Source organism: Pontibacillus sp. ALD_SL1 (genome assembly GCF_017355605.1).
This window is the reverse complement of record NZ_CP062974.1, coordinates 2,265,469-2,281,634: the sequence shown is the minus strand read 5'-3', so window position 1 is coordinate 2,281,634 and position 16,166 is coordinate 2,265,469. Positions and strand designations below refer to the sequence as shown.

Sequence of the window (16,166 nt, the reverse complement as noted above, 5' to 3'; positions counted from 1 at the left end):
AAATTTATAGCCATACCTGTTTATAATCATTACTCATTTCATTTTGCACAATCCATAACCATCAAACTGTCAAATCCTGCGATAATTAAATGCTCTATTCCTGATAACTAATGCTACACTAAAAACATAAACCTAATTCATGGTAAGGGGAGTGGATAGCATGAAAGATATCCTTATCCAGTACATGAAACGTTTTTCCGACCTGAGTGAACCTGAATTAAAAGAGATAACAGTAGATATCCCTGTTGCTACTTTTAAGAAAGGAACAATCCTTTTGCATCAAGGAGATGTTCCTGACAAATGTTATTTTATATTAATAGGCTGTGTGCGGCAGTATGCTGTAGATGAACAAGGAAATGAGCATACGTACAATTTCTTTACGGAAGAACAAAGCGTTACGATCTTTAATCAACATACTGTAGATAAAGGTTCCAAGTACTCCCTTAGCTGTTTGGAAGATGGTACGTTTGTGGTGGGTGATTTAGCTACTGAGAAGGAAGCTTACGACATGCATCCGGTCTTAGAAGAGATGACTCGCAAGATGATGGAAGTGGATATAGGTGCGATGAGGGATGATTTCTCTTCTTTTGTCTCTTCGACACCTGAAGAACGCTATCATCATTTGATGGCGAATAGGCCAGGTTTAATCGACCGGGTTCCACAGTACCAACTAGCAAGCTATCTTGGAATCAAACCAGAAACGCTAAGCCGTATTAAGAAGCGGTCCGCTCATCATCTTAGAATGATCGATTAGTCCATCGTCAAATTTCTCCCTTTTACCAATAACCATACACCAAAGCCTAATTCACCTATTACCATAGGCGCCATCAGCATGAATTCCAGTTGTCCTGTAAAACGGTCAAACTGTGGGATAAAACCGTACATGACATGGATGAGCGAGTAGCTGAAGCCTGCTACAACTACTAGTAGGCTAATGAGCTTTGGAATTTTCTTTGTACTCATTGCTACGAATCCGACTGCGACCAGGTGAAGGCCAAAAATGATTAATCCAAATGACCAGATGCTTTCAAAAGCTGTGATGGAACCTAGAGTTTGTTGTGCCATCGTATCAGCTGTCAAGTCCATTTCAAGATTGTGTACTGTACCATTAGCTATTACAAGATATGAGACCGCCATGGACAAAATCGCGGTGTAAAGTAAGCGAAGCCATCCTGCTAATAAGGAATAACCAGGATGGAATGGCTTCAAGAACATATAAAAACCCCATGATACGACTAAATCGGTAATGATAATGATGAGCCATCCAAGTATCTCAAGACTAAATAACGATTGAGACGCTTGGATGTTTTTGAATGTCGTTGCCGTATCTCCTTCAACAATTAAGGAACTGTGAATGTACCCTTGAGCAAGAATGGCAGCAAGTGTCATGAGAAGTAGTGCGATACCTGATATGACTGCTGCCCTTTGCTGCGTGTTTTGATGGAGAGTATTTCTTGTGTTCATAATTGATCCTCCTCGGAATATTGTTCATTATGATTGTATTCTGTCTGAGGAAGAGTTTCATTGACTTAAATCAAGGGATTTATACTTTTAAACAGTGGGAAGGTTCCCATGGCTCCATTTGGAATTTGTGGACGAAGGAGGAAAAACAATGGTCATTGCTGAAAAGATTATTGATGCCAGGATAAACATGTTAAAAAGCGAAATGGTTTCTTGATATTCATAGATTAATAATTAGATTGTGGGGTGAAAGTGTGTCAGTTTTAAAAGGTGAATATATAAAAAGGCAGCATCCGAAATTACACGAGGAAATTAAGACTGCAACAAAATATAAGGAGTCTGACCCTCAGAGTGCGCTGTTCAAAATTAGGTATGTAGCAGAAAAACTTATGGATGACATATTACTTTCTTATAATATTTACTCATCTTCTGACGAGAGCTTTTATATGAAAACAAACTCGTTAGAAAGACACATAATTGGTGCAGGGTATAGTGTTGAGGAAGAAAAAATTCACATGCAAATTTTGAGACAAATAAATTTTATTCGTATTAAGGGGAATGAAGCAATTCATGAAGATTCTCAAATTAATAATGATGTGAAAAAGTGTTTAGAATTTATAGATCTATTAGACAATTGGTTGGCTGTTTATTCTCTATCTGAAAATGATGCGAAATATCAGTTGTATTCCTTAATAACTTCGAAGATGGAAACACCCAAAGAACATCTATCATTAGAAGAATTGAAGCTAGTAAAAATTAAAGAATGGGCTGAAGATAAAGTTAAAGAACTACAAGAACCTAATTACTACATAAAAGGTAAATACTATGTATTAATGAAGATTACAGATGGGGTAAGTATAGGGGGAAGACGAAAACGCCGCATTTTAGTTAGGTTTGAAGAAGCGTTTGGAAATGAATCAGATAACATTAAGGAATTAGAGCTTGATGGGCTTACAAAATCTCAATCCGCGGCTTATGCTGATGCTTTAGAGGCATACTTCTCTCCGGTAATATTTGTAGAAGTCACAAACTAAATTTTATATGAGAAGCGCTTAAAGGAAGTATGTTATCTAGGCATGATTTTGTCCCTTCTAAATAAAACCATGGGACTAACAGCACTGGCTTGCTCTACCGATTTATCACGCATGGTTCAGGGCAACAACTAAAATAACCACGGGAGGTTAAGCAAATGAAACAACCAGGAACGCTATACTTTGTTTGTGGAAAAATGGGCGCAGGGAAGTCAACTAAATCACAACAACTGGCCATTGATAACAATGCGGTACTGTTGTCTGAGGATGAGTGGCTTTCATCTCTTTACCCAAATCAAATCGCATCATTCGAAGAATATCTAAAATACTCAGCGCAGATCAAACCTATGGTGAAAAAGCATGTCCAAAACATATTAAGTGTAGGTACAGATGTAGTAATGGATTTTCCAGCTAACACTCAAAAACTGCGGAAGTGGTTTTTGGATATAGCATCAGAGGTTAATGCAAACCATCAACTTATTTACCTAGATGTAACGAACAAACAATGCTTACGCCAAATTGCACAAAGACGTAACGAACAACCCGAAAGAGCAGCTTTTGACACGGAAGAGGTGTTTGTTCAAGTTTCTAAGTACTTTGAAGCACCAGCTACATCCGAAGGCTTAAATATTGTGGAGTTTGGAAGAGAATCATAAGTGTCAAATGATAAGATCACGAATGATATACGCTCGCTATGGAATTTTTTGTTCCAGTGAAAGGATTTGATTCAATTCTTATGAAAACAAAAGAGAGCTTTAAACAGATGAGCATCAACGAATGGCCAACTGAAGAAGGGGATGAGTGGATTACCTGGATGCTTGATCATATCGGAGATGTCGATCCTGAACTTCGAGATGGGTGTATTTATCCTGCGTTTGGAGAGCTAATTCACAGCAACCGACTACATAGTCATCAGATTGATAGGATTTTAGAAACATGCCTAAGCAGGTCTCATCTTTTTTACCATATAGGAGAAAAGGAGGGGGATGGTGTGTTTACTCGATCCTTTTCTGCTTTAGTTATCGCTGAGATTGTGAAGCATGAACAAGGATGGGAGCGGGAGCAATACGAGCGCGTTTTGAAGTATTATATTGAGTACCTTAAGGAAGAGAAGGATGTAAGGGGATACGTTGAGAATAAGGGATGGGCGCATAGCATTGCACATGGAGCTGATGTTCTTGTGGCTCTCGTGGAGCATTCTCAATTTAGAAAAGAAGATGCTCCACTCTTTCTGCAAGCTGTTCGTCATGCGTTTTGGAAAGAAGACGTATTTGCTGATGATGAGGAAGAGCGCTTATCCTTTGTGATCGGGGCTTTATTTCGAAGGGATGTGGCACCTTCTGTCATTACATATTGGATTAATAAGACCTTTTTACACCTCGAATCCATATGGAACGCTGCCCCATTTACCATCTCGGTTTTTCGCATTAGAACGAACGTATTGCATTTTATGAAAGCTTTATATTTTAGATTGGAAACACCTGATCTTCAGCATACGATTAAACAATACCTGGAGGAGTGGCATCAAAGGGTTTATCATAACTCGTAATCAGGGGACGGGTCCGCAGGCTCACTTCAACAAGGTACTAGAAGGATCTGTCTCCAGGGAATGATTAAAAAGGTATCCTCGTCACCAGCTAATATATGCTAAAATTTTTGTAAGCGTTTGCGTAAAGTTGGGAGAGGATCGATATGAAAGTCTTCAAGCATGCACTTATTTCTTTACTGGCATTTACGATGATGACAACCCCAATGGATTCGAGTGATGTTAAAGCTGCTACAAATGGAACGATGATGCAGTATTTTGAATGGTACCTCCCTAACGATGGTACACATTGGACTGATCTGAAGAACGATGCATCTCATTTAAGTGATATGGGAATTACCGCCGTGTGGATTCCTCCAGCGTATAAAGGCACTTCTCAATCAGATGTAGGGTACGGGGCGTATGATTTATACGATCTTGGAGAATTTGATCAAAAGGGGACTGTCCGTACTAAGTATGGAACGAAAGAAGAGTTGCAAACTGCCATCAACTCCCTCCATCAAAATGGAGTTGATGTATATGGGGACGTGGTCATGAACCACAAAGGTGGGGCAGATTATACCGAAACGGTCACAGCAGTAGAAGTGGATGGTAGTAATCGCAATATTGAGGTTTCTGGAGAGTATCAAATTGAATCATGGACAGGGTTTAATTTTCCTGGACGAAATGATCAATACTCAAGTTTTGAGTGGCAATGGTATTACTTTGATGGAACGGACTTGGATCAGTCTAGGAATCTCAGTCGAATTTATAAGTTTCGTGGAACAGGGAAAGCTTGGGACTGGGAAGTATCTTCAGAGAATGGGAACTACGATTACCTGATGTTTGCTGATATTGATTACGGTCATCAGGAGGTCGTCAGTGAAATGAAGTCATGGGGAACATGGTATGCGAATGAATTAAATCTTGATGGTTTTCGTTTAGATGCTGTTAAACACATTAAGCACTCTTTCTTGCGAGATTGGGTGAGGAGTGTCCGAGCTAATACCGGTCAAGAAATGTACACAGTAGCGGAGTATTGGCAAAATGATTTGGCGGCTATCCAAAATTACTTATCCAAGACGGAATACACTCATTCCGCATTCGATGCGCCTCTTCATTACAACTTTTATGAGGCCTCAAGTAGTGGTGGGAATTTTGATATGAGGAATATTTTAAAGGGAACCTTAGTATCTACGAATCCAACAAAAGCTGTTACATTAGTAGAAAACCATGATTCCCAGCCGGGCCAATCACTAGAATCTGTTGTTGAACCGTGGTTTAAACCTCTTGCCTATGCTTTTATTCTTACAAGATCACAAGGGTATCCTTCTGTATTTTATGGTGATTATTATGGAACGAATGGGACAACCTCTTATGAAATCCCTTCTCTAAAAGATGAAATTGATCCACTTCTTGAAGCGCGTAAAGAGTATGCATATGGTACTCAGCATGATTATATTAACCATCAGGATATAATCGGTTGGACTCGAGAAGGGGACAGCGACCACTTTAATTCAGGACTTGCCACCATGATTACAGACGGATCTGGGGGAAGCAAGTGGATGTATGTGGGAAAACAAAATGCCGGAGAACAATGGAGGGACATCACAGGCAATCGTTCCGATATTATTACGATTAATCAGGATGGTTGGGGGAACTTCTATGTAAATGGTGGTTCTGTTTCTGTGTATACTCAGTAGAACTAGAGGGACGGGTACCTTGCTTCGCGAATGTGTCAAGGGACCTGTCCCCATGATTCACACTATAGCTCCTTCTCAAGTATGATTTTATACATTCCTTTTTCATCCCTATAAGTGCTCTTCACATCAAATCCATTTTTCAGATTAAGGATCAACATACCTTTCCATTTATTCAATGTCTTTGTTTGGACTGTTTTATATCCTCTTGTCATTAAATAGTCATGTTGTCTATTTAGTAACTCTGATGCAATTCCCTGATTTCGGAATTTAGGATCGACCCCACCTAACCAACTGTAGAAGGTTTCATCATCCAATTCGTAACCCATTTTGTATCCAACAATCTCTTCGTTCTTATTAATAGCAATAATGGTTAACAACTTACGCTTACTTTCCATTTTCGGTGTCAAATCAATATCATCGTTAAATATTTTTGCGTGCAATCTGTTCAATTCTGTTATAACCCTTTCATTCGGTAATGAAGAGTACATATAGTAATTACGCTCCAAATGGTTCACTCCTATCATCTGTTCATCAAAAAAGCAGGGCCTTCCCAAAAATGGGAGGCCCTGCTTACTAGCAAATCGTTTACCCTCTGACGTAAATGTAGTGTTACGTCACCTGTTTAAATTAATTTAATTATGAATTAAGGTATCATGCCTTAGGATTACTGTAAATTTTAAGAAACATGGGAGAATCGCTCTCAGCGGTCTCCTTAAACAAAAAAACAGACATGAGCCAATAGAACCATGTTCTATTGTTACCTTACCTCTCAACCAACATATTCTCCAAATACTCAATAGCCTTCACAACATCCTCCTCACTAAAATAGGAGATCAACTGCAACGATTCTTCCGGACTAACTGCATGAGAAGCAACAGTCTTCATGGCTTGCTCTTTGTTTTCAACTATCTTCAATCCCTCTAAACTCGAAGGAAATCCAAGATCATGATAGAAAGGCAGAAGGTTTTTCACTTCTTCTGATTTCCCCTCAAGTACGAGCTGAACGAGTATTCCATAAGCCACTTTATGACCGTGTAAAACCGTATGAGTTTCATTAATAAAACTCAATCCATTATGGATGGCGTGGGCCCCTGCGGTTCTGCCGTATTTTCCACCATAACCTCCAACTGTTCCGGATAATGGGATGATTGCTTCTACTACGTTTTTGAATGATGGGCTCATTGTAGACGATTCCATGCTTTCGATGGCTGCTCGGCTTTCGTATAATAGAATATCTTTTATGTAGGATGCATGGTCCAGTGCTACTTTCACCATAATGGACAGGTCCTCATGCTGATCGTTGTGAATAATCGGTTCTGCTTCATACCATTTGGCCAGGGAATCACTGATCCCGCTTTTGGCATATTCCATTGGAGAAGAGAGCAAAAAGGTAGGATCGACTAAAGCAACGTGAATGGTACGGGTGTGGTAATCAACACGCACAAAGGCACCAGTGTCGTCATACATCACACTTAGTGGAGTAGCGGCAGCACATGTACCTGCCACAGTTGGGACGGTAATAACTTCAACACCTAAGTGATCTGCGACCGATTTGGCTGTATCGAGTATAACGCCACCTCCGATTCCAATAATGACATCGGACTCACTCGCAAACTCAGAAATCGAACGGATTGCTTCATCTGAACAATATCCGTCGTGCTGGTAAACCTTCACGTTAGGAGGAAGGTGGGCATAGTCTTGAAAAGCTTCGAACGATTTATATCCAGTGACCACAACAGGGGATTGAAACGTTTCTGTAAAAGTAGCAAGGTCTTTAAAGATCCCTTCTTCACAAATATATTGATTCGGTCCACTTCTGACCATTTCATCTGATTTAACCATTCAACACACTCCTTCATGGAAATTATAGAAAAAGAGCTAAATTCAGAGGACGTGAATGAGCCTGGTGAATTTAGGTATGCTTAAGATACTTTGAAACGAGGTATTGTCACTATAACATCTTTTAAGATGATTTAGAATTATCAAATATTTTGATGGGTAGTATCTTGTATTAGCTTATAGACCAAAGTAAGTTTTTGTGACCCTATCGTACTTTTACTTTTCGAAAGCATATTTTAATCCAACCATTTTTAGTGAGACATAAGGCATCATAGCTAAGGTGTTACTAATACGATAGGGCTTTTCAATAGGTGAATCACTAGTCTCACTGCAAATAGAGCACTATTTCGTTTATATCACGTTGAGGATAGGGGGAGGGACTAATCCAATGCTAAAGAGCCAAAATCCTTGCTTCAAATCTTGATATGGTCTTAGACCTGGTGATTGATGTGAGTCTCAAGTGGGAATGATAAATCAAGCTTAAAGCGTAAAAAGGAGAATAAAACCATGAGTGAGCAGTATGAAGTAGTAGTTATTGGAGGAGGAGCGGCAGGATTGAATGCAGCCCTTGTCTTAGGAAGATCAAAGAGGAACGTACTTGTTTTGGACGAAAACAAGGCCCGCAATAACGTTACAAAAGCTTCCCATGGTTATCTTACTCGCGATGGTGTGAAGCCAGAGGAATTTAAGGAAATGGGAATTAGTGAAATTAAAGCTTATCCGAGTGTTACGTATATAGAGAGTAAAGTGACTTCGCTTCATAAAGAAGGGAAGCTCTTCCATATTCATGGCGATGAAGGCCACTATACTGCTGAACGTGTGATTGTTGCCACTGGAATGAGAGACGTGTTACCAGACATCAAGGGAATGCAAGATGTATATGGTACAACGGTGTTTCACTGTCCCTATTGTGATGGATGGGAGCGCAGGGAAGAGCCGCTAGCGATTTTCGGTAACGACCCAGGGCTAATGGATTATGTGAAATTAATCTATCACTGGAGTAAGGATCTGATCGTCTTCACAAATGGACCTGCAGAAATAACGGATGAAGAAAAAGAAGACTTATCGCTTCATAATGTGAAATTAATGGAAGAACCCGTTCGTGAATTAGTGTCTGAAAATGGGAATCTGAAGAGAGTGGTTGTAGAATCTGGAGATGTATACCAACGTTCCGGTGGGTTTATATTAGATACAAGTGAAACCCAGTCCTTCCCCCTTCATGAATACTTTAATATCGAATTTACTGAAATGGGAGGGTATTACACAAAGGAAGGCTGTGAAACGCTTGTCGATGGGCTATATGTGATTGGTGATTCAAGGCATGGATTTTCTGGACTATTGAAAGCAGCCAGTGAAGGATATGAACTGGCCGTTGCCTTAAATCATGAAATGGCAGTGAATGACTGGGGGAAGAGGGGATAGGCCATTATTTCCAATCATTGATGAGAAATGATTACTCTAGCGGTATGAGATAAGACGGAAGAAGTCATGATGAAGGGGGCAAATCGCATGTGATTTGCCCCCCTATTTTGTTCTAAAAAAAGAACAGACTCATATAGACGTTAATATTTGCGAACAATTTGGAAGGTAAATGGGAAATGTTGTTGAACTATAAGTTAAGATGATAAATGATCTTCATCATTTACTAATTCAAATACATCTTAACAGTAAGGGGGAGAATTATGGCTACTTGGGCTTGGGTTGCATTATTCGCAAGTATGTTCGTTGCGATATTTGGCGGAACATATGCGGGACAAAAGAAGAAAAAGCAAGAACAAGATAAGAAATAATATGCAGAGCTTTTGCTAAAAACCTAGAAAGCAGTTTGGATAAATATGGGATGGGGAGAAAAGTGGGACCTTACCAAAGGAAAAATAGAAAAAGAATAGTTTATCTTCTTAGTTTAGTCATCATCATAACGGGTGGATTGTTGTATTATGTATATTTTTTCACACCTAAAAATTCAATGGAATTGTATCGGCAATTGCATTTCTCAGAAGATATTAAGAAAGCAAAAGAACTTTTACTAGAAGGCTATGAAGATAATTTAACAGAAGAGGATTTTAAATTTATTGCTAATAATCCAGTAGATCAAATCAGTCAATTTACTTTATTTAAATATAACGAGAAGTCTTATGTCATTATGACTTCACCAGGGACTGAAAGGTTAAAAATTCTTGCAGTTAAAGAATTGCCGGAAGATTTGAGGGAATTCTTTTTGGATTTTTAAGTAAGTTTATCTTTAGAAGACGAGAGCGATGCTGATCAACGGCAATCGCTCTTTTTTTATTCACGTAGTAATTGTTTAACGGATTATAAAAGGAGCGCATAGATAGCGGAATAGGTCTATATAGCTATTAATGTTGTCACAATTTGTCTACATACCTGTAACAGTTCGGTCATACTTCTATTATTTTCTACCTATTAACATCAGGTACAATTATAAATGTGAAATAGTGAACATAAACAGTTAAACGAATTTTGTAGAGGGTATGGGAGGTTAAGCAATGAGTGAATTATTCTTAGCGAGGTTACAATTTGGATCGACAACGATCTTTCATTTTTTATTTGTGCCTTTATCCATTGGGCTTGTATTTATGGTAGCCCTGATGGAGACTTTCTATGTTGTGAAAGGGCAAGAGATTTATAAGAAAATGGCTAAGTTCTGGGGACATTTGTTTCTCATAAACTTCGCAGTTGGTGTGGTTACGGGGATTATTCAAGAATTTCAATTCGGAATGAACTGGTCTGAATACTCACGTTTCGTAGGAGATGTGTTCGGAGCACCGCTTGCGATTGAGGCATTATTAGCCTTTTTCATGGAATCGACATTTATTGGACTATGGATCTTCGGGTGGGACCGTTTATCTAAGAAAGTCCACTTATTATGCATTTGGCTTGTTTCTTTAGGAACCGTTTTGTCAGCTCTTTGGATTCTAGCAGCCAACTCCTTTATGCAGGAGCCAGTAGGATTTGTGATGAATAATGGCCGGGCTGAGATGAATGATTTCTTTGCCCTATTAAGAAATCCTCAGCTACTAGTAGAATTTCCGCACGTGATCTTTGGCGCATTGGCAACAGGCGCGTTCTTTATTGCAGGAGTTAGTGCTATTAAATTACTTAGAAGAAAAGAAATTGAATTCTTTAAGAAGTCCTTCAACATGGCGATGGTGATTGCAATTCTGTCTGGATTAGGCGTTGCGTTTAGTGGGCACGAACAAGCGCAGCATCTTATGGAATCACAGCCAATGAAGATGGCGGCAAGTGAAGCGCTTTGGGAAGACAGTGGAGATCCTGCTGGTTGGACGATTGTGGCTGATATTGATACAGACAATCAGCAGAACAATTTCCACCTTTCCATTCCTTACGCACTTAGTTACTTAACGTATGAAGAGTTCTCAGGTTCAGTCCCAGGCATGCTTACGTTGCAAAAAGAGTATGAGGAAAAATACGGACCTGGTAATTATATTCCTCCAGTGAAGACCACGTTCTGGAGCTTCCGCATTATGACAGGGGCAGGGCTTGTAATGATTATCGCTGCAGCTATGGGGATTTGGTTAAATTTCAGAGATCGGCTGCTGCAACGAACGCTTTATTTAAAACTTATGGTCGCTATGATTTCGTTCCCATTTATCGCAAACACAGCTGGCTGGATTATGACCGAGATTGGTCGTCAGCCATGGACGGTATTTGGTTTGATGACAACATCGGCTTCTGTTTCACCTAACGTTTCGGTCAACTCTTTGTTGTTTTCATTAATTGGATTTACAGCCGCTTATTTAATCTTAGCGATTGTGCTTGTCTGTTTATTTGTGAAAGAAATTAAAAAAGGTGCTGATCATCATGATGCGGTAGAGAAAGCACCAGTTTCAGTGGATCCGTTTGATAAGGAGGTTGTTCAGTAATGGCGTTAAGTGAGCTGTGGTTTATATTAGTCGCGGTATTGTTCATTGGATTCTTCTTTCTAGAAGGATTTGATTTCGGTGTGGGGATGGCGACTCGTTTAATAGGAAGAAATGATCTAGAGAGGCGAATGCTGATCAATACGATTGGTCCTTTCTGGGACGCCAATGAAGTGTGGCTTCTCACAGGGGGAGGAGCTATATTCGCGGCATTTCCTCATTGGTACGCCACCATGTTTAGCGGGTATTACGTTCCGTTTGTATTTGTTCTGTTAGCCTTGATCGGGCGAGGAGTTGCATTCGAGTTCAGAGGTAAAGTGGCAAGCAAGAAATGGACCCGTTCATGGGATTGGGTTATCTTCTTTGGAAGTGTGCTCCCGCCATTCTTATTTGGAGTCTTGTTCTCGAGTCTCTTACGAGGGATGCCGATAGATGAAACGATGACGTTAAGAGCTGGATTTAGTGATTACGTCAATGTGTATACTGTGACAGGAGGCGTAACGGTGACGGCCTTATGCTTATTGCACGGGTTAATGTTTGTAACGTTGAAGACAGTTGGGGATTTGCGATTCCGGGCTCGTCAACTAGCGAGGAAAATGGTGTATGTCGTTATGCTGTTACTCGTTGCATTTGTAGGCCTATCGTATGTGGAAACGGACCTCTTTACGTATCGCGGGGAAGTGACGATTCCAATGATCATTGCGATTGTGGTTTGCTACAGCTTAGCCGTTCTGACTCTAAGGAAAGGGAAAGATGGCTGGACGTTTGCGCTTAGTGGAATGGGAATTGCGTTAACGGTGGCCACCATCTTTGCTGGATTATTCCCACGTGTGATGGTGAGTTCGATTGCGAGTACGTTTGATTTAACGGTATATAACGCTGCTTCTGGCGCTTATTCCTTAAAAGTCATGACAATTGTAGCGGTCACGCTCTTACCATTTGTCCTTGGCTATCAGATTTGGAGCTATTATGTGTTCCGGAAACGGGTTGATGGGAAGGATATGATCTACTAATGGGAAAGGATCTCTTTCACTATGTTGGAATGAAGACAATTCTTACTTGGTTGATGGTGGTAACCGTCGGTCAAGGAGTGGCGATTATTCTGCAAGCTTCATGGCTTGCAGAGATCGTTGCTGGCCTTTTTCATCAAAAGTCTTTTCCTGAAATGAACGATACGGTTTTGTTGTTTGCGCTTGCCTTTTTGCTCAGATATGCACTTCAGCACGGGAAGCAAAAGCTGATGCAACAGTATGCCATGAGGGCGACGGCTAGCTTGCGTGAAGAGGTGTTAACGAATCTCTTTCATCTAGGGCCGCGTGTGTCGAAAAGATTAGGTACCGGAAATGTTGTGACGCTTCTGTTAGATGGGGTGCGCCAATCTAGAAATTATTTGGAGCTATTTGTCCCAAAACTGGTGAATATGGCCGTTCTGCCTGCTATGATTGCGATTTATATTTTTATTAATGATTATACATCAGCCATTATTGTCATTGTGACAGTGCCTATTCTGATTGGGTTTATGATTCTCCTCGGATACGCTGCTCAGAGAAAAGCAGATAAACAGTGGGAAGTGTACCGTGTCTTATCAAACCACTATGTTGACTCTTTAAGAGGGTTAGAGACATTGAAATATTTAGGGTTAAGCCGCGAGCATACGAACAGGGTGGAGCGAGTCAGTGAGCGCTATCGTACGTCGACGATGAGTACGCTTCGGGTTGCGTTCTTATCCTCATTCGCCATGGACTTCTTTACTATGTTAGCCGTAGCGACCGTAGCTGTATTTCTAGGGCTTCGATTAGTAGAGGGAGAAATGGTGCTAGAGCCTGCTTTAACGATTCTCATATTGGCACCTGAATATTTCTTGCCGATTCGAGAAATTGGTTCTGACTACCATGCCACACTAAATGGACAGGAAGCGGGCCGGAAATTACGGGACATCGCTTCAATGGAACGCTTTTCTACTGAGGAACATAAGTCAATTGGTCAATGGACAGTTAGCAGTGTGCTCTCTCTTGAACACATTCATGTTCGTCATGAGGAGGCGGAGAAAGGGTTGCACGATCTTACGTTAAACGTCTATGGTCATAAAAAGATTGGAATAGTCGGGGAAAGCGGGGCAGGGAAGTCTACATTAATTGATCTCTTAGGTGGATTTCTGCCATCCACGTCTGGAGAGATTTCCCTTGGGGGACAAACCGTGACTCATTTGCAACACGAAGATTGGCAGCGCCAACTGTATTATATCCCTCAACATCCTTATCTATTTCAAGGAACGATTGGGGAGAATATCGCTTTTTACACTCCCGAGTCAACGGAGGAAGAGATTGAATGCGCAGCGGAGCGTGCTGGTTTATTAGGTTGGATTAAGGAGTTGCCAAATGGAATCCATGAGTTGATCGGTGACGGGGGTAGGGGAATTAGTGGCGGCCAGGCTCAGCGTATTGCATTGGCTCGGGCCTTTTTAAAAGAACGTCCTATTCTTCTTCTTGATGAACCTACTGCTCATCTCGATATTGAAACGGAATATGCCTTAAAGGAAAAAATGGAGCCATTGTTTGAAGGAAAGCTCGTGTTCCTGGCGACGCATCGTCTTCATTGGATGGCGAGTATGGATTATATTTACTATTTGTACGATGGGAAAGTGGTGGAAGAAGGAACGCATGAGTCGTTAATGGCTCGAAAGGGATACTACTATTCAATGGTTCAAACACAAATGGGGGAGCTCGCATGAAACAAAATGGCTGGATTATGCCTTATATAAAAGAAAATAAACGCCTTCTTTCTGTCGTGGTTCTGCTAGGGATACTAACAGTCTTTTCAGCAGCTTTCCTTATGTTCACTTCAGGGTACTTAATCTCAAAAGCTGCGACGAGGCCTGAGAATTTGCTAATGATCTATATTCCGATTGTAGCGGTCCGAACGTTCGGGATTGGTCGAGCGGTCGTACGATATATAGAGCGACTCGTTGGGCACGATGTGGTCTTACGAATCCTTTCAAAGATGCGATTGCGGGTGTACAAGATTATTGAACCACAGGTGTTAGTTCCTTCTTCAAAATTTAAAACAGGAGAGGTTCTAGGCATACTCGCTGATGATGTGGAAAAACTTCAAGATGTATATTTAAAGACCGTTTTTCCAAGTTTAGTAGGGTTAAGTTTATATAGTATATCTGTTGTTAGTTTAAGCATGTTCTCCTGGCCGTTTGCCTTATTGATGGCGATCTATGCTGGTGTTCTGGTCTTCCTCTTTCCTTATGTGTCTCTTCTTGTTACGAAGGCGCACGTGCAGAGGGAGAAGAGTGGGCTTCACCAACTATATCAATCATTAACGGATGCGGTTCTTGGGATTAGTGATTGGCAATTTAGCGGGCGCCAATCAGACTTTATCAAAGAGTATGAACGGAAAGAGGAAGAGCTCCTACAGATAGAACAGAAGCGGGCGCGTTTTACAAGGTGGAGGAACTCAATTGGACAACTCATCATAGGTGTCATGTTGATATCTATGATGGCATGGACGTTTAGCGCAAGCACTTCTGGCAGCATCCCATATACATTTATTGCTGCCTTTGTGCTCGTTCTTTTTCCTTTAACAGAAGCCTTCTTGCCTTTGTCTGATGCGATAAGTGAAACACCGGCTTATGAAGATTCCATTCAGCGTTTATCGAAGCTTTCTTCGGGAGGGACCGAGGAAAGCGGTAAAGTTCATGTTCCTTATAAAGGCGGAGAGGTGACGTTGAAAGTGGAAAACCTGTTTTACAGTTATGATGAAATTGATGTTGGGTTAAAGAATCTTTCTTTCATGTTAAAGCCAGGTGAGAAAATAGCCTTATTAGGCCCGAGTGGTGCAGGAAAGTCAACACTATTAAAGGTAATTGAGGGCGTGTTGGCTCCAGAAAGTGGTTCCGTCCGAGTGAACGGAGTGGAGGCCAGTGCTTACTACAACTTACTATCAGAATGGATCTCGGTTCTAAATCAAAATCCTCATTTATTTGATACAACGATTGCCAATAACATTCGCCTTGGAAATCCAGAAGCGAGTGATGAAGAAGTATACTGGGCAGCTGAGCTGGTTCAGCTCCATGATTACATTCTTACTCTACCAGAAGGGTATAATACACCAATCCATGAATCGGGGGTGAAACTTTCAGGAGGGCAACGCCAACGTATCGCTTTAGCTAGAATCTTGCTTCAACAAACACCAATCGTGTTGCTAGATGAGCCTTGTGTCGGTCTTGATCCGAAGACAGAGAAAGCTCTTATGGAGACGATTTTCAAAGTTTTAGAAGGTAAATCTATCTTATGGGTAACCCATCATCTGGCGCATGTAGAGGAAGCGGACTCGGTCTTGTTCCTAGATCGTGGTGAGATTGCCATGGAAGGAACACATGAAAGTTTGCTAGAATCCTCAGAAAGATATCGACGCCTGTATGAATTGGATCGCCCTTTTGTGGTGAGCAGTGGACCGGAGGGACAGGTACCTTGTCCCGTTCATGCCTGATATATGGGGATCACCTAATCTGTGACGTTTTTTTGCTAGAAGACTTCAAAAGTTAAGAGAAGGGCATTATCAAGGACCTTTTTATAAGAGAAGTGCTAAATGGTAAGAGAAGAGCTCTATCTATGATCTTTTAAAAGTTCAAAGCGAAGGAAATGTAAGAGATTCTAGAGATCGGTGACCTTTTTACACGGTGTGCCTGGGGAAAGTT

Annotated in this window: 14 protein-coding genes; 11 read left to right on the top strand and 3 right to left on the bottom strand. The window is 40.9% G+C overall.

Annotated features, from left to right (window positions below):
• Positions 1–160 precede the first annotated feature (160 nt).
• Positions 161–754, top strand: a complete 594-nt coding sequence (locus IMZ31_RS11585) for a Crp/Fnr family transcriptional regulator (protein ID WP_207527530.1) — start codon at positions 161–163, stop codon at positions 752–754.
• Here the strand turns inward: IMZ31_RS11585 and IMZ31_RS11580 are convergent.
• Positions 751–1,464, bottom strand: coding sequence for a DUF4386 domain-containing protein (locus IMZ31_RS11580; protein ID WP_207527529.1), 714 nt, complete (start codon positions 1,462–1,464; stop codon positions 751–753). The genes IMZ31_RS11585 and IMZ31_RS11580 overlap by 4 nt on opposite strands.
• 251 nt (positions 1,465–1,715) lie before the next feature.
• Between IMZ31_RS11580 and IMZ31_RS11575 the strand changes: the two genes are divergently transcribed.
• The 4 genes from IMZ31_RS11575 to amyS all read left to right on the top strand — a co-directional run bounded on the left by IMZ31_RS11575 (position 1,716) and on the right by amyS (position 5,720).
• Positions 1,716–2,495, top strand: coding sequence for a DUF4145 domain-containing protein (locus IMZ31_RS11575; protein ID WP_207527528.1), 780 nt, complete (start codon positions 1,716–1,718; stop codon positions 2,493–2,495).
• Positions 2,496–2,650: 155 nt separating this feature from the next.
• Positions 2,651–3,148: a P-loop nucleotide/nucleoside kinase family protein gene (locus IMZ31_RS11570; RefSeq protein WP_207527527.1), complete on the top strand. Its 498-nt coding sequence runs from the start codon at positions 2,651–2,653 to the stop codon at positions 3,146–3,148.
• Positions 3,149–3,228: 80 nt separating this feature from the next.
• Positions 3,229–4,041: a DUF2785 domain-containing protein gene (locus tag IMZ31_RS11565; RefSeq protein WP_207527526.1), complete on the top strand. Its 813-nt coding sequence runs from the start codon at positions 3,229–3,231 to the stop codon at positions 4,039–4,041.
• Positions 4,042–4,184: 143 nt separating this feature from the next.
• Positions 4,185–5,720 carry an alpha-amylase gene (gene amyS, locus IMZ31_RS11560; protein WP_207527525.1) on the top strand — a complete coding sequence of 512 codons (1,536 nt, stop codon included), beginning with the start codon at positions 4,185–4,187 and terminating at the stop codon, positions 5,718–5,720.
• Between the two features lie 62 nt (positions 5,721–5,782).
• Here amyS and IMZ31_RS11555 read toward each other — a convergent pair whose 3' ends face one another.
• Entirely contained in the window at positions 5,783–6,226 is a 444-nt protein-coding gene (locus tag IMZ31_RS11555; RefSeq protein ID WP_242705545.1) for a GNAT family N-acetyltransferase, read from the bottom strand.
• A 256-nt stretch (positions 6,227–6,482) separates the two neighbouring features.
• Positions 6,483–7,562, bottom strand: coding sequence for an iron-containing alcohol dehydrogenase family protein (locus tag IMZ31_RS11550; protein WP_207527524.1), 1,080 nt, complete (start codon positions 7,560–7,562; stop codon positions 6,483–6,485).
• Between the two features lie 504 nt (positions 7,563–8,066).
• On the opposite strand from IMZ31_RS11550, the gene IMZ31_RS11545 reads away from it, so the two are divergent.
• The 6 genes from IMZ31_RS11545 to cydC all read left to right on the top strand — a co-directional run bounded on the left by IMZ31_RS11545 (position 8,067) and on the right by cydC (position 15,958).
• Entirely contained in the window at positions 8,067–8,981 is a 915-nt protein-coding gene (locus IMZ31_RS11545; protein ID WP_207527523.1) for an NAD(P)/FAD-dependent oxidoreductase, read from the top strand.
• Between the two features lie 418 nt (positions 8,982–9,399).
• The gene (locus IMZ31_RS11540; protein ID WP_207527522.1) at positions 9,400–9,789 is read left to right on the top strand and encodes a hypothetical protein; all 390 of its coding nucleotides are present in this window, start codon (positions 9,400–9,402) and stop codon (positions 9,787–9,789) included.
• A 277-nt stretch (positions 9,790–10,066) separates the two neighbouring features.
• Positions 10,067–11,464 carry a cytochrome ubiquinol oxidase subunit I gene (locus tag IMZ31_RS11535; RefSeq protein WP_207527521.1) on the top strand — a complete coding sequence of 466 codons (1,398 nt, stop codon included), beginning with the start codon at positions 10,067–10,069 and terminating at the stop codon, positions 11,462–11,464.
• Complete coding sequence (gene cydB, locus IMZ31_RS11530) at positions 11,464–12,474, top strand: cytochrome d ubiquinol oxidase subunit II (protein WP_207527520.1); 1,011 nt, start codon at positions 11,464–11,466, stop codon at positions 12,472–12,474. Before IMZ31_RS11535 ends, cydB begins: the two co-directional genes overlap by 1 nt.
• Positions 12,474–14,192, top strand: coding sequence for a thiol reductant ABC exporter subunit CydD (gene cydD / locus IMZ31_RS11525; protein ID WP_207527519.1), 1,719 nt, complete (start codon positions 12,474–12,476; stop codon positions 14,190–14,192). Before cydB ends, cydD begins: the two co-directional genes overlap by 1 nt.
• The gene (gene cydC, locus IMZ31_RS11520; protein ID WP_207527518.1) at positions 14,189–15,958 is read left to right on the top strand and encodes a thiol reductant ABC exporter subunit CydC; all 1,770 of its coding nucleotides are present in this window, start codon (positions 14,189–14,191) and stop codon (positions 15,956–15,958) included. The genes cydD and cydC overlap by 4 nt, the downstream gene beginning before the upstream one ends.
• The last annotated feature ends 208 nt before the right edge of the window (positions 15,959–16,166 follow it).